Genomic DNA, 18,167 nt, shown 5'->3' with positions numbered 1-18,167 from the left:
GGGTGACGAGTCATCCCCCACCCGTCCCCGGCGTCGGATAGCTCATAACGAAATCGTTGCCGGGGATATCGGGAAAGCCGCGGAAATTATCGACATTGCCGAAGCGATCGCGGCAGGTCGCCAGCGTCTTGTCGCAGCCGGCCGTGACGGTGAATGCGTCGCCGGTTGCAATCGGCTCCGCCATGGCTTGCCACAGCGACAGCCGCACATGGCCCGGCGTGACGCGATGCTGCTTCACTTCCATGGCGAGCCCGGCATTGCCGCCGCTCGTCCATGTCAGACGCCCCGCGCTGAACAGATCATCTGCGAAGGCACCGAGGCCACTCGCGGAAAACATCGACACGCCTTCGAGCGCCTCGACCGCACCAGTGCCTTGCCAGCCTGCGAGATTGATGCGGCATTTGCCGTCGCCGAGATCGGCGCCGCAGCGCGCCGTATAAAGCCGCCCGCTCTCCTGCGACAGCAGCGCCGCAAGCCCACGCAATTCGGCGATGAATGCGGTGCCTTCGCGCTTCACTTCACCGAGCGTGCCGCGTGCCGTGAGCACGCGAAGTGATGTGTCGCTCCAGTCCACCAGCCAGGTCTCCACCTGCGCGGCATCGTAGCGCCCCGCCGCGAGATCCGCGTCGGTGAGGATGTCGTCGTCCAGCGCACCGGCGATATCGCCACCATCCAGTGACAGATCGAAGCGGCTCGTGGCCTCCGACGCGGCGAGCCCGGTGCCGGCGCGATAAGTGACGCCGCCGATGACGAGATCGCAGTCGTGATCGGTGAAACCCGCAACGACGCCATCGCGCCGCGTCAATTTCCAGACCTGCGCCAGCGTCGTGACGCCGGAATCCAGTTTGGCCTGCAGGGCTGCAGGGATGCTGCGCATGGTTGAATCCTGAAACGTCGTCATTGCGCGCGACCATCCTTCGCGCTCTAATTGTTCTCACAGTACCGGCATGCAACAGGCCGGGCACAGGGAGCGGACGGATGCTGCGACAACGCCTTGCCGGGATCGCCGTGCTCGCGGCAATCGTCACACTGATCGTTACTCCCGCGACCATCATTCGCGCAGCAGGTGCGCCGGACGAAACGCCGGCGACGACGGCGCCATGGCCGACCAAGGGCTGGCAGGTCGCAACGCCGGAATCGCAAGGGATGGATTCCGGCAGGCTCGCCCAATTGATCGATACCGTCGGCGCACGCCAGCAGGACAGCCTGTTGATCGTGCGCCATGGCAAGCTGGTCGCCGATGCCTATTACGCGCCTTATGTCGCCGGCCTGCGCCACGATCTGCGCTCGGTGACCAAGAGCGTCACCGGGACGCTGATCGCCATCGCATTGAAAAACGGGATACTCGACAGTGTCGATCACCCGGTCATCGATCTGTTCGCCGACAACCAGATCGACAAACTGGATTATCGCAAGAAGGCCATTACGATCCAGCATCTCCTCGACATGACTTCCGGCATCGCCTGGAAGGAGGAAGCCTATACATCCGACGAAACGCTTGACCGGATGTATCGCAGCAAAAATCCGACCGAATTCGTGCTCGGCCAGGAGATGAGCCGGGCGCCGGGCGAGCGGTTCTATTACAATAGCGGCAATCCCTATCTGCTCTCCGCGCTGATCAACAAGAAGACGGGACAGAACGCGCTCGAATTCGCCAAGCGCGAATTGTTCGGACCGCTGGGCATTACCGACGTCGACTGGGGCCGCCCCGACGCGCAGGGCGTGACCGATGGCGAAGCCGGGCTCTATATCCCGCCGCATGACATGGCAAAGATCGGCTATCTCTATCTGCAAAACGGTGTCTGGGAAGGCCGCGAGATCATTCCGCCGTCATGGGTCGATCGCGCGGCCGAGGGCAAGATCGTCGCAACTGCCGACAATCATTACGCCAATCTGTGGTGGTCGATCCCTGAGAAAGGCGCCTATATGGCGCGTGGTCTGCACTCGCAGCTGATCATGGTTTTGCCGAAACTCGATATTGTCGCCGTGTTGACCGGCAGCATGCGCAAGGATGAATTCTATCCGACCCGCCGTCTGATCGACGACATCGCCGGCGCAGTGAAATCCGAGAGCGCCCTGCCCGACGATCCCGTTGCGCAGGCCCTGCTGGCCGCATCGATCCGCAACGCGGCAACGCCGCGGCCGTCACCGCTCGGCCTGACGCCGGATCTGGCCAAAGACGTCTCCGGCAAGACCTACCGCTTCACCCAAAATGCAATCCGGGTCGGGACGTTCAGCCTGACCCTGGTCGGCGATAGCCCGTCATGGGAGATCACCACCGTCACCGGCAAGCCCGAGCAGACCCGCCGCTTCACCGGTCCACTTGGACTTGACGGCAACTTCCGGACCGGTTCTCCCGTCAGCTATGGTGTCGATGCGGTGCGGGGGCGATGGACGAACACCAATACTTTTGTCGTCGAGCGCCGTATTCTCGGCCACAGCGAAATGCAGTCCTGGACGCTGGCTTTCGAGGGCAAGAAGGTCACGGTCAATTTCGAGAACACCGACAGCTACAAGCTCGAACTGCACGGCGAGACTACCGACTGATAGTCCGCCCCCCTCACGACCGATGCGCCTCCTAAATTCTGATCTCCACCAGCGGAATTTTCGGGATTGCACCGGCGGCGAAGGCCGACAGATCGACTTCGAGATAGTCGGTATCGAAACGCACGGGCACATCGAACTGGAAGCCGGCGGTGATCGCGGCACCCGCTCCAGGAATATGCCCGCTGGCGAATGTCACGAGGCCCGTCGTCACATCGCAGTTGAAGGCACTGCCCACGATCTCGTCGCCGGCAACGGCAATGCGCACGCTGCCGTCGACGGGCTTGGTGATCGGCCGCTGATACGGCGCAAAAGCGCTGCCATAGGTCTTCATCAATTGAAACGAGGCGGTCGCACCGTCGCCGATGCCGATGCCCTGATCGCGGGGCGAGATCGCTTCGCCTGATATGTTCGAGGTCTGATCGAGCCGGTCGCGCCAGCGAAAGCCATGCAGTCGTCCCCGCCGCTCCTCGAAGAACGCCACCACGCTCTGCAGCGCCGCCAGCGTCCTGATGCCATAGCCTGCATCGTAGCGGCGCCGCGAATGCGCCCAGCGTGCGTTGCGCTCCTCTCGGCCTGAGCCGAACGACACGATCTCCGTGCGTCGCTCCGGCCCGCCTGCGCTCTTCAGCGCGATATCGAGCGGAAACAGGATGTCGTGAAAGACTGTCATGAAACTCTTCCTTCACTCCCCTGGAGGGGGAGGGTCGACGATCAGCGCGCGAAGCGCGATGAGAGACGGGGTGGGGTAAAGCCACAAGTACCGTCGATGAACAGTCACCCCACCCCGTCACGCGCTGCGCACGTGACGACCCTCCCCCTCCAGGGGAGGGTAAGCAGATCGCACGCTATCCATCACAGACTGCGCTGGCCGCGCGCCACCGCCCGCGCGATCTGGCCGGTCACGTAGTTCTCCGAACGACGGAAGCCGTCGAGATCCGGTGTCGCGATCTGCACATTGATGGTGTTGCCACCGCCCTGCGTGGCGACACCGAGGCTGCCGTCCGCGGCACGTTGCAGCGGCATGATCGCTTCCGGTCCGGCCTCGCCTGCGAGGCCTGTGCCGCCGCCGGGCATCGGAAAATAGCTGGGCGTGCCGATCACGCCGCCCGACGCGAACGCCTTCACCGGACTGCTGACACCAGCCTTGCCCGCGCCGCCGAACAGGCTCGAGACCAGCGAGGAAATGCTCGATGACATCGCGCCCGCGCCGGCCTGCAGCGCGGATTTCGCCGCCAGGTCCGACATTTTCAGCGCCAGCGATTTCAGCACATCGTCGAACTTCTGGCCCGACGCGACCGAACTCGAAAAGGCCTGGGTCATCACCTTCGAGAAAGTGGTGGCAGCAGACGTTAGAGTAGCAGTCTTCGTCGTTATGCTGTCGAGCGTGCCGGACGCCGCGGAGAGGTCACTGGTGTCACTCATGCAAAGGCTCCCCGGAATCCGGAAACTGTTTCATCAGCGCGTCGAGCGCGCCGCGATCCATCGGCGTCGATACAGGGCCGCGCACCGCCGCGATGGCATGGGCCAATTCGCGCGGCGTCATCCGCCAGAACGCATCGGGCGACAGCCGCAGCACGCCAAAGCCAAACTGCATCGCCTCGGCCCATGGAAATGGCGCGGGCTGTGTCATCGTGCGCCCTGCGGCGTATCGGTGAAGGTGGCTGATATCAGTTCGGCGGCGATGCCGACAAAGCCTGCGGCGCCGCCCGGCACGGTCATGGCCGCAACCTCGTCGTCGCTGATGGCCTCACCTGCCCCGCGCAATCCGGCGCCGATGATGCGGATGAGATCGCGCGCCGACATCCGCCCGGAGCCGAAACGTTCGGCGAGTGCCGCGAGATCGTCGGCGCCGAACGCGCTTTCGAGCTCCGCCAGCGCGCCGAGCGTCAGCACCAGCGTGCGGCTGCGCCCGCCGAGTTCGGCGGCGATCTCGCCGCGTAATCTGTTCGGCATGATGATCTCCGTTCATACCCTCCCCTGAAGGGGGAGGGTCGATGAGCAGCGCGCGAAGCGCAATGCGAGACGGGGTGGGGCGAAGCCGCAAGCACCGTCGATGAACATTCACCCCACCCCGCCACGTGCTACGCACGTGACGACCCTCCCCCTCCAGGGGAGGGTAAGGGTCACACCGCGGCAAAGGTCAGCGCGCCCGCGGACTCCAACGCGAGATCGAAGCTCACTTCGCCATTGTGTTCCCCTGCAAATTCCAGACTGGCGATCTGGAACAGGCCGGTGATATCGCCGAAATCAGGCACCAGGACCTGACAGTTATTGATCGTGCCGTCGAAGAACGCCTGCCGCACCAGGGCATCGGAGGCGCCGTCCTTGAACAATCCGCGGCCGGAGATCGAGGCGCGCCGCACGCCGGCGCCGGCCAAGAGCTCGCGCCAGCGATCGACGGACTCCGCATGGGTGATGTCGACGATCTCCGCATTGAAGGCGATGCGCCGACTGCGCAGCCCCGCCACCGTGACGAAGGTGGTGCCGTTATGGATCTTGATCAGCAGATCCTTGCCCTTCTGTGCGCCCATCGCGTGCTCCCTTTATAAAATAGCGTTTTCAAGCGAAGTGGATGCCGGTTCGCGTCAAGAAAACGCGTCAAGCAAAGATCACTGCGGTTCGGTGACGGCGCGAAACCGCACCACGGCGTGATAGGTCCGGCCATCGGCCTCGCGCCGGATATCGGCGATGGCAAAGCGCAGATTGACCAGCCGATGGCCATCCGGCGTCAGCGGCGCGTCGTCCAGCGCCTGCAGCAGCGCGCCGGTGATCACATGGGCCTCCTTGTGGCCGCCCTGCCGCGACCAGGCATGCAGCGTGAGCTGATGCTCCTGCACCGCGCCGTCATCGGCGGAGACATCGATGATGCGCGCATCGCCCAGCGTGACATAGGGAAACGCCACATTCACAGGCGGCTCGTCATAGACGCGGTGACCGCCGAGCGCGAAACCCAGCGCGGTGTCGGCCTTGAGCGCATCAAAGATCGCCGCGCGCAAGGCGACGTGAGCTGCGGGCATGGGATGATCCCTCTTTTTACCCTCCCCTGAAGGGGGAGGGTCGATGCGAAGCGTCAGCGAGCATCGGGGTGGGGTGAAGCCACAAGCATCGTCGATGAACATTCACCCCACCCCGCCACGTGCTATGCACGTGACGACCCTCCCCCTTCAGGGGAGGGTAAGGGTCAGTCGATGCGCCATTCGGCGTCGATCTCGACGAATCGGCGCTCGTCGATCTCGCGCAGCGCGGTGATGCGATAGATTTTCGCGGCGTCGATGAAGCGATGCCGCAGGGTCAGCGCGAAGCCGCTGCGCAGGATGATGCGCAGATGTACCAGCGCGCCGTCGGCATCGGCCTCGACTTCGTGCGTCATGCGCGCCGGCAGCACCGCGGCCCAGACGGTGGCGACGGCGCTGTAGCTGCGCGTGACGCCGCCCTGCCCGTCATCGGCCTCGATGGGCGCCTCGATCACCAGGCGTGTCTTCAACCGTCCGGGATCGATCATAGCGACAGCCCCCGATACGGCGCGATCAGCGCATGCAGACTCGCAGGCTGCGACGCCGCAGCGCCGCCGCTGCCGCCAACAAGCCCGCGATTGTCATACCAATGCGCCAGCAGCATCTTCAGCGCATGAATGAGATCCGCCGGCACGTCGCTCGCAAGCGCGCCGAAGCCGCAGATCACATCGAGCTCGATGCCGGCGACAGCGCGGTCCGGTGCGGGCAAGGCCCAGCACGGCGCGGCGATGACATTCGCGACGCGGTCGACGACAAAACTCTCGACATCCAGCGCATGCACCGCGCCGACCGCGTCGAACACCCGCGCGGCGAGCAGTGTCTGCAGCGGGCCAATGCGCGGCGTGAACGGTCCATTCGCCGGCCATGCGTCCAGCACGAACCGCCAGGTCTGCGTCAGCAGTGCACGGCGTGTCAGCGCTTCCACATGCGCGCGGGCGGCGGCGATCAGCGCGGTGATGACCGCATCATCGTCGGCGTGGTCGACACGCAGAAATTGTCTGGCCTGGGCAAGCGACAGCGGTTCGCTTGCCGGCGGCACCAGCAAGATGGCGGACATGGGGATCTCCGGGAGGCTCGTGTGACCAATCAGGGAATTGACATCGCGGGTCCGCGGGGCTGACATCCCTGCCATGATTCAGACAGGTTCCCGCATGCCGCGGCGCTCACGCGCCGTCATTCGTTCTCTCGCCACTGCCAGCATTGCGCTTGCATCGCTCATCTCAATTCCCGCCTCCGCCCTGGTCGGCGGCGCCAGCGTGCGCGATGACGAGATCGGCCGCGCGGTGATCACCATTGTCGGCTCGCGCGGCAATTTCTGTTCGGGCGCACTGATCGCGCCAACTTTGGTGCTGTCGGCTGCGCATTGCGTGACGCCCGGCGCCAGTTACAAGATCGTGCTCTATGACGCCCAGCGGCAGCCGCAACTGCTCGCGGTGAAGCGCGTCGCCGATCATCCGCAATTCAATGCGGAAGGCATCAAGGCGCATCGCGCCAGCGCCGATGTGGCGTTGCTGCAGCTCGCGGAGCCGCTGCCCGGCAAGACCGCGCTGCCGCTTGGCGTGCCCACCGAGCCCTTCGCCGCCGGGCAGAATTATCTCGTGGCCGGCATCGGCGTCGCCGCGCGCGGCGACGGCAAGAGCGGCGGCACCGTGCGCGCGGCGCAGCTCACCTCCACCAGCCATCCCGGCAAATTGCAGATAAGACTGGTCGATCCCGCGACCGACAACACACGCGACGGCCTCGGCGCCTGCACCGGCGATTCAGGCGGGCCCGTGCTGCAACAGCAAAATGGCCGCAACATCGTGATCGGCGTGGTGTCGTGGTCCACCGGCGCGAAGAACGCCGCCGGCTGCGGCGGCCTCACCGGCGTGACGCCGCTGACGCTGTATCGCGACTGGATCCTGCAGACGGCGCGCGCCTGGGGCACGCCGCTCTGATCGCAGGCGCCATTCAGGCAACGCTGTGCAAGCAAGCGCCGCGCAAGGCAGGTGTCGTTAAGATCCGTGAAAGGTTCTCCGCTATGATCCGCGAATCATGGAGACATCCCGCATGCTGCGCCTGCTTATCCCCGCCGTTTCCGTGGCCATTTCAGCCGCTGCCCTGATCGCGGGCGCGCAGGCCGCTGACATGGCCGGCCAGGGCCGCATCGGCCGCCTGTTCGACGAGCCGGTGGTGAAGAGCCGCCGCGTGGTGGTGGTCAAGGACGAACGGCCGATGGAAGAGCCGATCGTGCAATATGCGCCGGAGGTGGATATCTCCTCCATCGTGCATGGCTATTACGGCAAGCCGAATTCCTATTATTACCGCAACTATTACGGCACTCCGTCCGAAACGATCTTCAGCCGCGCGCCCTATGGCTGCGGCTATTACGGCTATTGCTGAGCGCGGCACGGAACAGGCGCGCCGGCCGCGGAGGCTTCAGACTGCGACAGCGTTTTCCTGCGACAGCATTTTCCTGCGACCGCATTTTCCTGCGACCGCATTGTCATGCGACAGCATTGCCTGCGACATTGTGATAGTGGCGTCTCTCATTCTTGTGAACTGCATTTCCGAAATGCCTCCCTAGCTAGAGGGGTGCTTCAGAGCATCACGGGAAGCCGGTTATGGGAAAAGAAGAAAAGACCGAAGCCGAACTTGAGGAAATGATCGCCCAGCGCATCGTTGTCGGCGGCGTCTATGTGTCGGTACGCAGGGATGCCCTGCTCGGCTGGCGGCCGATGGTGATCACCGCGCCGAAACACGCCACCTATGCCCAGCAGCTCGCCGACGAAGTGGCCGTGGAACTGCGCAAGAAGTTCGTGCTGAAGGATTGAACCTGTCCACACCAGGAATTCCGGGCGCATGGTCCCATGCAGCAGTATCGCCTGCGACAGCAGCCCATGCGCCCGTATCGGCTAGTCCTTCTTCTCGGTCACATTGCTGATCGTCTTGACGCCATTGCTCTCGGTATAGGTCACCGTGACGCGCTCGCCGGCATGCAGCGACTCCGGAACCGTGCGCAGCCTGAATTTCTCCACCGCGCCCGGCGTATTCGCGCCGACGGTCTCGCCAGCCGGCGCCTGCTTGATCACCACTTCGCTGGTGGTGCGATCGAGGATGGTGACGACCCCCGTGAAGGTCTGGTCAGCAGCTTGAGCTGCCGATCCCGCAAAGGATCCCATCACGGCAATCACGGCCGCACACGCGACGCGTTCGGTCAGTCTCATTGTCGTTCTCCAAAGCTTGCGTGAATGGAGGTAACGACGGCAGCGGGGGAATGGTTCCGTGCGGACGTAGGCCAGCAACGGCAATTATACCGGCTTAAAAACACCAAGATCTAAGTTTCGGAGCGACATGCCTGCATCCCCTGACTGCGGAAACCATTGCAATTGTACGATCTCCTCAAGTTGAGCTCGCGCTTGGCCAGGTGCAACCGCAAGCGTGAGTTTGGCGGCCTGCAAGCGCACCTGGACGTTTGGATGCTTGAAAAGATCGAGCAGCAGAATGCGCTGATCGCCCTTTCTGCGCTTCAGTTCATTTGAGACATCCATCATGTTGTCGAAGAGACGGTTGAACTTTTCTATTTGACCGCCAAGACTGGCTTCGTCCTGCGCCACCACAATTTCAGCGAACGATTTCACCAGATCAGCCGTGGACATCTCAGTAAGTGCTATCCGCTTCATCGCTGCAAAACCTTGAACAGCTCCAGTGTGTCTAGACCTACTCGCCGACGTTCCTCTAAGCTTTTGTCGCTTAGATATTCGCGAGGCGTAAGGCCGCCAAAGTCGGCATTCTTGGTCATGTACCATCCCGTGATCTGATAGTGCTTCAATCTCGGAATACTGACAACATTCGATCGATCATCAATCTGGCTTCGTGACAGGCGCCATCGCTCTGCGGCTGTCTGCTCAATGATGTGGTGATCATCGTAACCCCGCCTTCCCTTGCCAACGGCATTCTGCAGCTCGCGCATAGTTTTCGGCGGATCGCGAGCGGCTTGGATCAAGTCCTGATAGCTTTCAAGCCACTCGATTTCATTCATCAGACCGATGAAAACATCTGCAATCAGGCCGCTATTTCGGCCGAGAAAACTCGCGATCGAGCGAAGAACCGCGTTGCGCTGCGAACTTTTTGGTGGCTTGTCGTCGGGAATTTGCGGCGGTTCTTCGGTCGGCCCGCCAAGGTCTCCTGCCAGTTGCACATTTTCCCAGGCATCTCCACTGTCATTGTCTCCACCAGCCCCGAGATCTTCGAGCTGATTGACAATGACATACGGCCTCCCGGATCCGGTTCCAGTGCGGTCAGGATCCCGCCCGAATGTGAATTGCCCACCGCCCTCCTCGCCCTCCGGAATTCGCGGCTGACCTTCATACTTTCGCTCCAGCGCCGGATAGACATCTGCCTTCTCACTTCCCGGCTTCAGAAACCGCGTAGCGTGCGGATCCAAGTAGCGCGCCGCATCAGGCCGCATGAAGCGCTGCAGCTGATGCCGCAGATAGACGTTCCCGCGCGGGTCCATGCGAGTTGTTCCGAGCATTGGTGAGGCCAAACAAAAAGCCGGCCCAAGGGCCGGCTTCGGTTAATCAAGATCGAGCTGAACGCTCTCCTCAGCTCGCCGCTATCTTCAGCAATTTGATCGCATCAAAATCCTGCACCCCGCCCCCGACCCGCTTGGTCGTGTAGAACAACACATAAAGCTTGGCGCTATAGAGATCGCGGAGCACGCGCACACCTTGGCGGTCCACGATCAGATAGCTGCGGCGGAAATCGCCGAAAGCAATCGACAGCGATCCGGCGACCACGTTCGGCATATCTGCGATACACGTCGCGCACGTCAGATCAGCCTCACACAAGCTCTTTCTGGCAAACATGCAACGCATATACGTCGCCATCGCTCTCGCGCAGTGACCCGCCGATCAGAAGGAATGCCAGTCGTGCTGCGCCAGCTCGCTTTCGCCTGCATCGCTGCTGCTGTGACGCTGCCGGCGACAGCCGCCGATCTCTCGGGCACTCCGCGCTATGGCCAAGGTCAGGTGGTCGAGCCGGCGCCGCTTGTTGGCGGCGGGCGTTACCTTGCCGTCGAATCCCCGCCATTCGACAAGGTCACCACTTATTCGTCCCCGGGCGGAGCTCCAATTCAGGTTCACCGTTATTTCGGTCCGCCGCAGGTTTCCTATTACTACAGCCACTATGGTGTGCCGCCGGAGCTGCTTGTTGGCCGCCAGCAATTTGGCTGCAACTACCGCTATTGCTGAACCAGGCAATGGCGGGCGACGGCACATCGCCCGCACCGATCGCCCGCCCTCAGCTCACCGCAAACTTCAGCACCTTGATCGCATCAAAGTCCTGCACGCCGCCGCCCACCCGCTTGGTCGTATAGAACAGCACATAGGGCTTGGCGGAATACGGATCGCGCAGCACGCGGACGCCAACGCGGTCGACGATGAGATAGCCGCGCTGGAAATCGCCAAAGGCCAATGCGAGCGCATTTGCCGCGATGTCCGGCATGTCCTCCGCTTCCACCAGCGGGAACGTCATCAGCGTGGCGCGCCCTCCGGCTTGCGCCGGTGGGTGCCAGAGATAGGCTCCGGTGGAGTCCTTGAACTTGCGGATGGTCGCCTGGGTCTTGCGGTTCATCACGAAGCTACCGTTCTGGCGATATCCGGCCTTCAGGCTGTAGATCAGATCGACCAGAATGTCGGACGGGTTGGAGGCCGCGAACGCCCCCGCCGCGCCAGAGGCGAGATAACCTAGATTGCCCCAGCCCCAGGAAGCGTTGGCGACTGTCGTGTAGCTGAGAAAGCCTTTCGGCTTGTTGACGCCGTCACCAGCAACGAACGCCGCGCCTTCCTGCATGGCGAAGACCAGTTCGACTTCGGAGGCGATCCACTGGTCGAGATCCACGGCGCTGTCGTCGAGCAGCGTCGCCGTCGCTGCCGGCATGGCATAAAGCTCCATCGCCGGAAATGACAGCGCGTCGAATGTCGCCGACGTCGTCTGCGTCCGCGCGTCGGTTTCGCCGACCCAGCCCGTCGCCGGCCCCGCGGTCATGAACGGTTTCTTGTAGACATTGCCGGAAATCTCGCGCACCGAGGCGATGCTGCGGATCGGCGAGATCGCCATCACACGCTGGTTGATCGCGTGTTCGAGCTCGACCGGCACCAGATAACCGCCATCGGCATTGCTGCCGACCGACATCGCCTTGGTCTCGATCTGGCGCAGGCCATCGACATCGCCGGCACGCACATAGGCATCGAAGGCACTCTTGTGCTCGCGCGCCACGCCATCGCGCGGCTGCCGCCGAATGCCATCGAGCGAGGGCCGCGCCTGGCGCAGCGCCAGATCATCGAGCCGCCGATGCTGCGCATCCAGTGCCTGGTTGATACGATCGACCTTTTCCTCCAGCAGCACGTCACCGCGCTTGTGCTCGATAACAGCCAGCCGCTCGTCATTGGCGGCCTTGAACTCCTCGAAAGTGTGCCGCAACTCATCATAGTCGTCGCGCGCGCCGGTCGAGAAACCGGCTTTGTGTTCGGGGGCAGCATCAGTGATATCGAAATTCATGGGCAGATCTCCGTTGAAGGGTCGTTGGGGTGATGGAACCGAGGTCACGCGAACAGAGCCGCGCTGGCACGTTGACGGGCGCGGCGGTGCTTGCGAAACTTGCTGCGAGCGACGTTGAATTTGATCTGGAACAGTGAACCCGCGGGCGGGGTATGGTGTTATGGCCCGGTATTGGTGACCAACACGGAGCCGACGCGATGCAACACGCTCAACCACCGATGACGAAATACGAGCAGTTCCTGCAGCAGGCGCAGGACCAGATGCTCGCCTTCGAGCGGCGCGAAAGCGAATTCCGCAAGCGCGAGCGTGAGGAGCGCGCGGCGCAATTGCACCTGCCGATTTCGCGCGACGAGCTGCACTAGGTCCTCACACGGTTTTCAGATTTCCGGCGAAACGCGACACCGGCGCTCACGGCGCCGAGCGCCTGCTTGCGATCAGCGCTGCTGCGCATCGAGCGCCTGGTTGATGCGATCGACCTTCTCCTCCAGCAGCACGTCGCCGCGCCCGCGCTCGATCCGCGCGATGCGCTCGTCATTGGCGGACTTGAATTCCTCGAACGTGTTGCGCAGTTCGTCGTAGTCCTCGCGCGGCGTTGATTGGCGATGATCGAGGTCACTTGTCTCGGACGCGGCGGAACTGTGCGGAATGGCACAGACCCGCCTCCCCCGCTCTGCCTAGGCTGCTGCAAGCGGGGATTCGCCCCGCCGGGGGAACGACATGCGCAACATCACCATGACTGGAATGCTCGCCGGCCTGGTCGCGGCCGGAGCCGCGCAAGCGGCCGATGTGACCGTCAAGGCGCCGCGGCTGCCGCCGGCCGAGACCTCGTGGGTGCCGCACTCCGGCTTCTTCGTCGGCATCGGCGGCAGCGCCAATACGCTCGATTTCGGCACCCAGAATGTCTATGCGGTGGGGACGTCGAACGTCTTCACCAACGGCGTACTGACCTCCTCGGGATCGGCCGCCGGCCCGGCGACGCTGTATCCGGACGACCGTGCGCAGATCGCCTTCTCGGCGCAGGGCGGCTACTTCTCCCGTTTCTCCGGCAGCGACTGGCTGTGGGGCGCCAAGTTCGGCTACAGCTATCTCGGCGCCAGTTCCAACATCCGCGCGGCGCTGCTGCCACAGGTGGGATCGTTCACGCCGACCGGCACGAGCACGGTGGTGCCGTTCACCGGCAACGCGCTGGTGCAGTCCTACCAGATCCATATCGATCACCAGATGACGTTCGTGCCCTTCATCGGCCATGCGTTCGACCGCGGCTTCGTCTATCTCGGCGCCGGCCCGACGCTGACCCAGGTCCGCACCGACCTCAACGGCCTGATCGGCTTCGCCGACCTCAACGGCAGCCGCACCGACGTCTCCGGCGCGCCGATCAACCTGACCAGCAAGAGCTGGGTGCTCGGCGGCGCCGCCATGGTCGGCGCCACCTACTTCCTCGATCCGACCTGGTTCGTGGATGTGAACTACATGTTCGCCATGACCGAAAACAACACCGCGAACTATGCGAGCCCGTTCACCAATCCGAACGGCACCGGCGGCACCACCAACCAGGGCACCATGGTCGGCACCGCCGCCGCGCGGACCCAGACCCAGGCGATCACGGCGACGATCAACAAACTGTTCTGAGCGCGCATCGCGGCGCGGCGCGTTGTCCTCAGCGCCCGGCGAACCGGGCGTGGGCGGCGACGCCGTGCAGCGCGCGTTTGCGATCGGCGCGGGCGCGCAGCGAACAGGCCTGGACAGGTCCGCCCGCTTTGCGCCCACGCCGGATGACCAGCGCCGGTGCATCCGCGGCGCCGCTCAAATCGGTGCGATATGAGTCGATGACGTGTTGGCCGGTGAGCTGGGTCCAGTCGCGCTCGGCCTGATCGCGCAGGCGCGAGCGCGGCGCGTCCTTCACGGCGCTCACCCGCGCGCCGTTCAGCAGCGGGAATGTGACGATGGACACTTCCCAGAGATCGACCTGATAGAGTTTGCGCACCCGCGTCTTCGGCTCGATCTGGCCACGCTGGGTGCGATAGCCGATCGACAATCCGTCCACCGCGCCGGCCTGCAGCAGCGCCAGCAATTCGCGGGCGCGTGTCACATCCGGGATCAACCGGCCCCGCGCCCAGAGGCCGCGCAGGTCTTCCTTCATCTCGAGCCAGACGCCGACGGGCTCGGAGGGATCGTGCTGGAACAGCATCGGGATCTTTCGCAAGCCGCGCAGCTTCAGCGTCTGCGTGAAGGCGCCGGGCATCACCATGTCGCGCGCCTGGTCGATCTCGCCGAACAGCGAGGCATAGCCCTCGATCACGCCGTCCGGCGTGAGTGCGAGGCGCGCGGGGGATGGCTGGGGTGATGGCAACGGGGCATGCATCGGAGGCCTCGCGAGATGCGGGGGGGAAGAAGAGAGATCGTGGTGTCGTGGCTTCGCTCAGACAGCAGTGTCCCCTCTCCCCCGCGCGTGGCGCAGCCACGCGAAGGCGGGAGAGGGTCAGGGAGAGGGGGCGCGACATACGACGTCGCTTGTTGCGCCCTCTCCCGCCTTCGCTACGCTCAGGCACCCTCTCCCGCGGCGCACGGCTTCGCCGTGCTGGGGGAGAGGGGAAGAAAAAAAGCGAACTACACTTTCGCGCGCCGCGGCGGCTTGCGTCGCGCCGACGGTTTCACCCGCGTCTTCACAGCCTGCGCCTTGCGCTGCAACTGGTCGAGATGCGCCAGAAATTCTCTGAAAACGCTGAGATGATCCTTGCCCGATTTGGTCTCCGGGCGGATCGAACGCATCACGTCGTGCAGACTGTCCATGGATGATCCCCTTTCAGATGTCATCGGTCTCGTCGCGCATGCGGTGGCGGCGATGCGCACGGCGGTTGAAGCGCGCGAGCTGCCGCACGAATTCGTCGAAGCGGCGCGAGGCACCGGCGAGTTCACGCAGCGCGAACAGGGCCGCGGCACTGGCCACGCTCGCCCACAGAAACAAAGCGAGATGCGCGAGGTCGCCGCGCTCGGTGAAAATGCGGATCAGGTCATCCATGGCGATTGTACTTCCATCTTGCGCGCGCCCGCTGCCGCGTTCACGCGCCGTCGAACCTTTCGGCTGACGCCGCCGACCAAGCAGCAACGCCGTCCCGCCCCTTTTGCCGAGCGCCCATGATGTCTGCGACCCCGCCGCTGCGCCTGCCCCGCTTCCGCATGCTGGCTGTGGCCGCGCTGATCGCCGGCCTCAGCGCGACGCAGGTCACGGCCGCCACGCCGACACCGACAGGCCCGACAGGCGATTATGACATCTGCATCGGCGACACCGACGACCGCGCCATTGCCGCCTGCACCCGCGCCATCGCGCGCGATCACTATCGCGGCGCCGAACTGGCCATGCTCCATGTCAGCCGATCGGTCGGCTATCTGCTGGCGGGCGATGCGGATGCCGCCATTGCCGATGCCGATGCCGCGCTCCAGAGCGATCCCGCGGATGCCGTCGCATTCTGGAGCCGCGGCAGTGCCTGGCAGAACAAGAACGAGCCTGCCCGCGCCATTGCCGATTTCAGCGAAGCCATTCGCCTCGATCCCGAAGATGCGTCGTCGCTGATCCAGCGCGGCATCGCTCGGGAAGCGATCGGCGATATCGCCGGCTCCGCCCGCGACATCGCCGAAGCCACCCGCATCGATCCGGTGCTGACGGCACGAAAATATATCAGGAAGTGACGGCGCTCATGCGCTCCGGCGGGGCGCCCTGCAGCGCCGCGCGCCGATATCTGTCAGCGATCGCGGTGGACGTCCCAGTAATTGGTCACGCCTTCGTCGTGGTTCCTGCCGCTGGGCGGCGCCCGCGGCGTGTGCAGGAAAGCGCGATACAGAAACGCCAGGATCGCGACGATCAACAGCAGCGGCAAGATCCAGTCCGGCATCGGTGCATCTCCTCAGTCAGTCGTGGCGCCGAGCATCGCCGGTGTCACAGTCATGGCGATCACTCCGTCCGCGTCGCCGCCGCGCGGCGCAGGCGCCAGAACCACACCAGCAGCAACCCACCAGCACCGATGCCGACAAGACCACCGATCACCAGTGCCTGCACGCGCTCAGTGCCGGATGACGACAGTGCCACGACCGCGCCGGCCACGAGGCAGGTCGCTCCTACGGCGTCCCCGACCCATGGCCATCGCGCTGTCACCCAGCCCCAGACGAGCTCGGCAAAAAATTCGACGACGGTTTCGATGATCGAGGACATGCCAGCGTGCCGGTTCAGTTGCGTTGCCGGTTAGGCGTCGCGGCGCGGTCTTTGGTTCAAGAGGTCATATCCGCCTCAAGGCGCCGGCGGCGCGGTGATCTCGATCAGCTCTACCGGCCCGCCCGGCAGCGCGTCATCGAACACGCCGATTACCAGACGGCCTGTCTTCCAGGCATAGGTGTCGAGATTGCTGCGGCCCTGTTTCAGCAGCGGCCCATCGGCATGGCGGTCATGGCCATGCACCACATGGCGCGCGCCCTCGCCGGCATCATGGCCGGACGCATCGTCATCCGCATAGCGCTTGGTCATCAGCAATACCGGGTCCTGCTGCGTCAGCGGCAGCGCGGGATCGACGCCGGCATGGACATAGACGCGATGCGCATCCATGTGCCACAGCGGCCGGCCATCGAGCCAGTCGATGTCATGCACCGGCACATCGGCGATGTCGCCGCCATAGGAGGCGAGCGCGGTATCGCCGCCTTTCGTCATCCAGCTCGCCATCGCCACATCGCCGCGCAGCGCAGCGACCATCAGCGCATCGTGATTGCCCTTGAGCATCGCCAGCCGCAGGCCAGGTGCCACCCCTGCCCGCAGCCGCGCAATGACGCGGCGCGAGTCCGGACCCTTGTCGACATAGTCGCCGAGCACAATGAGCGTGGCGTTTTCACCAGCCCGATGCGTCTCGATCTCAGCCAGCGCCCGATCCAGCAGATCGCGCCGGCCGTGCAGATCGGGGATGACGTAAGTGAGTGGCATCGCGCAATCATATCCCAACTGGCGCGATCTCTCCACCGGCGCAACTGGGCAGCGGTGATACGTCCCGTTCTCTGTCATTCATGTGACATGAGCCGCACGCTCCGTGCATTGCCACAGAAAAAGCCCGGCACAAGGCCGGGCTCTTACGTTTTCGGGATAAGATCTCAGGTCATCAGTAGCGCGCAACCACCGGGCTGCCGAACTTGTAGTTCAAACCGACGCGCACGGTATGGAATGTGAAATCCTGCGAGATGTTCTCGCGGTAGTTGAAGCCCGGCGGAGCGAAGGTGCTGCCCGGAATATAGGTCGAGTTATAGGAGATGCTGCCGAGGTCAGTGTAGAGATATTCGATTTTCACCGTCCAGTTCGGCTGGAAGGCATGCTCGACGCCAGCGCCGACCGTCCAGCCGACCTTGGTTTCGCTGCCCGAGCCGGTCTTGTTGTAGCCATTGCTCGACAGCAGCGTCCAGCTGCCCTGCACATCGCCGACCGCCAGACCGCCAGTGGCGTACCACAGCGTATTGTTCACCGCGTAACCCAGGCGCGGACGCACAGTGGCGAACCAGTCGCTCTTGGTGGTCTCCGTGAAATTGCGGGTGATGAAGCCACCATTGAGGCCCGACAAGGCAATCGTCTTGCTCATGCCGGACGCGTTGATATCGGCCTCGAGGCCAAACACCCAGCTGCCGACCTGATAGTTGTAGCCGACCTGCCCACCGCCGACCACGCCCTGCGGGCTGTAGCGCTGGTTGCTGAGGCCGATCAGTTCGTTGCGGAAAGCAGGCGATTCAATGGCCCAGCTGCTGGTCGGATCGAGAACCGTATCGGCTCCGCTGCGACCGAAGCCGTAGCCGACATTGCCGCCGATATACCAGCCGGTCCAGCTGTAAACGGGATCGACCATCACCGGCGCTTTCGTGTATGGGCGCGGCGCCATATCGGCGGCCCATGCAGAGGTTGCGCTCAAGGCGAGAACCGAAGCTGCCAAAATGATCTTGTTCACGAGAATCTCCCAAGTCTGTCGTCTTATTATGTCAGCGATCCTAGGCCGCCCCCGGCCCGAATGCTGTCACGCGACGGCAACACCCACGGTCAAACTC

General features: G+C 63.8%; 28 protein-coding genes and 2 pseudogenes. 8 read left to right on the top strand and 22 right to left on the bottom strand.

Annotated elements, in window-relative coordinates:
• Nucleotides 1-10: 10 nt before the first annotated feature.
• Complete coding sequence (locus tag AB8B02_RS07195) at nucleotides 11-877, bottom strand: DUF2163 domain-containing protein (protein WP_439063545.1); 867 nt, start codon at nucleotides 875-877, stop codon at nucleotides 11-13.
• Nucleotides 878-978: 101 nt separating this feature from the next.
• Between AB8B02_RS07195 and AB8B02_RS07190 the strand changes: the two genes are divergently transcribed.
• The gene (locus AB8B02_RS07190) at nucleotides 979-2,547 is read left to right on the top strand and encodes a serine hydrolase domain-containing protein (RefSeq protein ID WP_439063544.1); all 1,569 of its coding nucleotides are present in this window, start codon (nucleotides 979-981) and stop codon (nucleotides 2,545-2,547) included.
• A 31-nt stretch (nucleotides 2,548-2,578) separates the two neighbouring features.
• Here the strand turns inward: AB8B02_RS07190 and AB8B02_RS07185 are convergent, their stop codons facing one another.
• The 8 genes from AB8B02_RS07185 to AB8B02_RS07150 form a co-directional block, all read right to left on the bottom strand.
• Entirely contained in the window at nucleotides 2,579-3,217 is a 639-nt protein-coding gene (locus AB8B02_RS07185) for a phage distal tail protein, Rcc01695 family (protein WP_439063543.1), read from the bottom strand.
• A 182-nt stretch (nucleotides 3,218-3,399) separates the two neighbouring features.
• A complete protein-coding gene (locus AB8B02_RS07180) occupies nucleotides 3,400-3,969 on the bottom strand; it encodes a phage tail tape measure protein (RefSeq protein WP_439063542.1) in 570 nt (189 codons plus the stop codon).
• Nucleotides 3,962-4,177 (bottom strand): rcc01693 family protein, encoded by a 216-nt coding sequence (locus AB8B02_RS07175; protein WP_439058028.1) that lies wholly within the window; start codon nucleotides 4,175-4,177, stop codon nucleotides 3,962-3,964. The genes AB8B02_RS07180 and AB8B02_RS07175 overlap by 8 nt, the downstream gene beginning before the upstream one ends.
• Complete coding sequence (locus AB8B02_RS07170) at nucleotides 4,174-4,500, bottom strand: gene transfer agent family protein (protein ID WP_439063541.1); 327 nt, start codon at nucleotides 4,498-4,500, stop codon at nucleotides 4,174-4,176. Before AB8B02_RS07170 ends, AB8B02_RS07175 begins: the two co-directional genes overlap by 4 nt.
• Nucleotides 4,501-4,670: 170 nt before the next feature.
• The gene (locus AB8B02_RS07165) at nucleotides 4,671-5,078 is read right to left on the bottom strand and encodes a phage major tail protein, TP901-1 family (RefSeq protein ID WP_439063540.1); all 408 of its coding nucleotides are present in this window, start codon (nucleotides 5,076-5,078) and stop codon (nucleotides 4,671-4,673) included.
• 78 nt (nucleotides 5,079-5,156) lie between these two features.
• Complete coding sequence (locus AB8B02_RS07160; protein WP_439063539.1) at nucleotides 5,157-5,564, bottom strand: DUF3168 domain-containing protein; 408 nt, start codon at nucleotides 5,562-5,564, stop codon at nucleotides 5,157-5,159.
• Between the two features lie 164 nt (nucleotides 5,565-5,728).
• Entirely contained in the window at nucleotides 5,729-6,049 is a 321-nt protein-coding gene (locus tag AB8B02_RS07155; protein ID WP_439063538.1) for a head-tail adaptor protein, read from the bottom strand.
• Complete coding sequence (locus AB8B02_RS07150; protein WP_439063537.1) at nucleotides 6,046-6,618, bottom strand: head-tail connector protein; 573 nt, start codon at nucleotides 6,616-6,618, stop codon at nucleotides 6,046-6,048. The genes AB8B02_RS07155 and AB8B02_RS07150 overlap by 4 nt, the downstream gene beginning before the upstream one ends.
• A gap of 118 nt (nucleotides 6,619-6,736) precedes the next feature.
• On the opposite strand from AB8B02_RS07150, the gene AB8B02_RS07145 reads away from it, so the two are divergent.
• From AB8B02_RS07145 to AB8B02_RS07135, 3 genes are all read left to right on the top strand, one after another.
• Nucleotides 6,737-7,498: a S1 family peptidase gene (locus AB8B02_RS07145; protein ID WP_439064607.1), complete on the top strand. Its 762-nt coding sequence runs from the start codon at nucleotides 6,737-6,739 to the stop codon at nucleotides 7,496-7,498.
• Between the two features lie 112 nt (nucleotides 7,499-7,610).
• A complete protein-coding gene (locus AB8B02_RS07140; protein ID WP_439063536.1) occupies nucleotides 7,611-7,943 on the top strand; it encodes a hypothetical protein in 333 nt (110 codons plus the stop codon).
• A gap of 221 nt (nucleotides 7,944-8,164) precedes the next feature.
• Nucleotides 8,165-8,374: a hypothetical protein gene (locus AB8B02_RS07135; RefSeq protein WP_089267048.1), complete on the top strand. Its 210-nt coding sequence runs from the start codon at nucleotides 8,165-8,167 to the stop codon at nucleotides 8,372-8,374.
• Nucleotides 8,375-8,455: 81 nt separating this feature from the next.
• Here AB8B02_RS07135 and AB8B02_RS07130 read toward each other — a convergent pair whose 3' ends face one another.
• From AB8B02_RS07130 to AB8B02_RS07115, 4 genes and pseudogenes are all read right to left on the bottom strand, one after another.
• Complete coding sequence (locus AB8B02_RS07130; RefSeq protein WP_093758999.1) at nucleotides 8,456-8,767, bottom strand: hypothetical protein; 312 nt, start codon at nucleotides 8,765-8,767, stop codon at nucleotides 8,456-8,458.
• Nucleotides 8,768-8,851: 84 nt separating this feature from the next.
• Nucleotides 8,852-9,199 carry a DUF2019 domain-containing protein gene (locus tag AB8B02_RS07125; protein WP_320443757.1) on the bottom strand — a complete coding sequence of 116 codons (348 nt, stop codon included), beginning with the start codon at nucleotides 9,197-9,199 and terminating at the stop codon, nucleotides 8,852-8,854.
• Between the two features lie 20 nt (nucleotides 9,200-9,219).
• Nucleotides 9,220-10,059, bottom strand: a complete 840-nt coding sequence (locus AB8B02_RS07120) for a hypothetical protein (RefSeq protein WP_439063535.1) — start codon at nucleotides 10,057-10,059, stop codon at nucleotides 9,220-9,222.
• A gap of 88 nt (nucleotides 10,060-10,147) precedes the next feature.
• Nucleotides 10,148-10,354: pseudogene (locus AB8B02_RS07115) on the bottom strand (phage major capsid protein); the annotation flags it as partial.
• A gap of 111 nt (nucleotides 10,355-10,465) precedes the next feature.
• Between AB8B02_RS07115 and AB8B02_RS07110 the strand changes: the two are divergent.
• The gene (locus AB8B02_RS07110) at nucleotides 10,466-10,795 is read left to right on the top strand and encodes a hypothetical protein (RefSeq protein ID WP_439063534.1); all 330 of its coding nucleotides are present in this window, start codon (nucleotides 10,466-10,468) and stop codon (nucleotides 10,793-10,795) included.
• A 49-nt stretch (nucleotides 10,796-10,844) separates the two neighbouring features.
• Here the strand turns inward: AB8B02_RS07110 and AB8B02_RS07105 are convergent, their stop codons facing one another.
• On the bottom strand, nucleotides 10,845-12,104 hold the full coding sequence (locus tag AB8B02_RS07105; protein ID WP_439063533.1) for a phage major capsid protein: 1,260 nt from the start codon (nucleotides 12,102-12,104) through the stop codon (nucleotides 10,845-10,847).
• A gap of 197 nt (nucleotides 12,105-12,301) precedes the next feature.
• Here AB8B02_RS07105 and AB8B02_RS07100 point away from each other — a divergent pair, with 197 nt between their 5' ends.
• Entirely contained in the window at nucleotides 12,302-12,466 is a 165-nt protein-coding gene (locus AB8B02_RS07100) for a hypothetical protein (protein ID WP_439063532.1), read from the top strand.
• A 75-nt stretch (nucleotides 12,467-12,541) separates the two neighbouring features.
• On the opposite strand, the pseudogene AB8B02_RS07095 reads toward AB8B02_RS07100, so the two are convergent.
• Nucleotides 12,542-12,751, bottom strand: a pseudogene (locus AB8B02_RS07095) (phage major capsid protein); the annotation flags it as partial.
• A gap of 70 nt (nucleotides 12,752-12,821) precedes the next feature.
• Here AB8B02_RS07095 and AB8B02_RS07090 point away from each other — a divergent pair.
• Nucleotides 12,822-13,733 (top strand): outer membrane protein, encoded by a 912-nt coding sequence (locus tag AB8B02_RS07090; protein WP_439063531.1) that lies wholly within the window; start codon nucleotides 12,822-12,824, stop codon nucleotides 13,731-13,733.
• A 28-nt stretch (nucleotides 13,734-13,761) separates the two neighbouring features.
• On the opposite strand, the gene AB8B02_RS07085 is transcribed toward AB8B02_RS07090, so the two are convergent.
• The 3 genes from AB8B02_RS07085 to AB8B02_RS07075 form a co-directional block, all read right to left on the bottom strand.
• On the bottom strand, nucleotides 13,762-14,466 hold the full coding sequence (locus tag AB8B02_RS07085) for an HK97 family phage prohead protease (protein WP_439063530.1): 705 nt from the start codon (nucleotides 14,464-14,466) through the stop codon (nucleotides 13,762-13,764).
• A gap of 245 nt (nucleotides 14,467-14,711) precedes the next feature.
• Nucleotides 14,712-14,894, bottom strand: a complete 183-nt coding sequence (locus AB8B02_RS07080) for a hypothetical protein (protein ID WP_439063529.1) — start codon at nucleotides 14,892-14,894, stop codon at nucleotides 14,712-14,714.
• Nucleotides 14,895-14,907: 13 nt separating this feature from the next.
• Complete coding sequence (locus AB8B02_RS07075; RefSeq protein ID WP_139285850.1) at nucleotides 14,908-15,123, bottom strand: hypothetical protein; 216 nt, start codon at nucleotides 15,121-15,123, stop codon at nucleotides 14,908-14,910.
• A gap of 116 nt (nucleotides 15,124-15,239) precedes the next feature.
• Here AB8B02_RS07075 and AB8B02_RS07070 point away from each other — a divergent pair, with 116 nt between their 5' ends.
• On the top strand, nucleotides 15,240-15,791 hold the full coding sequence (locus AB8B02_RS07070) for a tetratricopeptide repeat protein (protein WP_439063528.1): 552 nt from the start codon (nucleotides 15,240-15,242) through the stop codon (nucleotides 15,789-15,791).
• A 53-nt stretch (nucleotides 15,792-15,844) separates the two neighbouring features.
• On the opposite strand, the gene AB8B02_RS07065 is transcribed toward AB8B02_RS07070, so the two are convergent.
• The 4 genes from AB8B02_RS07065 to AB8B02_RS07050 form a co-directional block, all read right to left on the bottom strand.
• The gene (locus tag AB8B02_RS07065) at nucleotides 15,845-15,994 is read right to left on the bottom strand and encodes a hypothetical protein (RefSeq protein WP_320443747.1); all 150 of its coding nucleotides are present in this window, start codon (nucleotides 15,992-15,994) and stop codon (nucleotides 15,845-15,847) included.
• Nucleotides 15,995-16,053: 59 nt separating this feature from the next.
• On the bottom strand, nucleotides 16,054-16,311 hold the full coding sequence (locus AB8B02_RS07060; protein ID WP_089267034.1) for a hypothetical protein: 258 nt from the start codon (nucleotides 16,309-16,311) through the stop codon (nucleotides 16,054-16,056).
• A gap of 75 nt (nucleotides 16,312-16,386) precedes the next feature.
• Nucleotides 16,387-17,067 carry a metallophosphoesterase gene (locus tag AB8B02_RS07055; RefSeq protein ID WP_439063527.1) on the bottom strand — a complete coding sequence of 227 codons (681 nt, stop codon included), beginning with the start codon at nucleotides 17,065-17,067 and terminating at the stop codon, nucleotides 16,387-16,389.
• Nucleotides 17,068-17,239: 172 nt separating this feature from the next.
• Nucleotides 17,240-18,070 carry an outer membrane protein gene (locus AB8B02_RS07050; RefSeq protein WP_439063526.1) on the bottom strand — a complete coding sequence of 277 codons (831 nt, stop codon included), beginning with the start codon at nucleotides 18,068-18,070 and terminating at the stop codon, nucleotides 17,240-17,242.
• Between the last annotated feature and the right edge of the window lie 97 nt (nucleotides 18,071-18,167).

The sequence above is a fragment of the Tardiphaga sp. 862_B3_N4_1 genome, from assembly GCF_051811085.1.
Taxonomy (GTDB): Bacteria; Pseudomonadota; Alphaproteobacteria; order Rhizobiales; family Xanthobacteraceae; genus Tardiphaga; species Tardiphaga robiniae.
The sequence above is the reverse complement of the archived record's forward strand: the minus strand, read 5'-3'. Positions and strand labels throughout refer to the sequence as shown.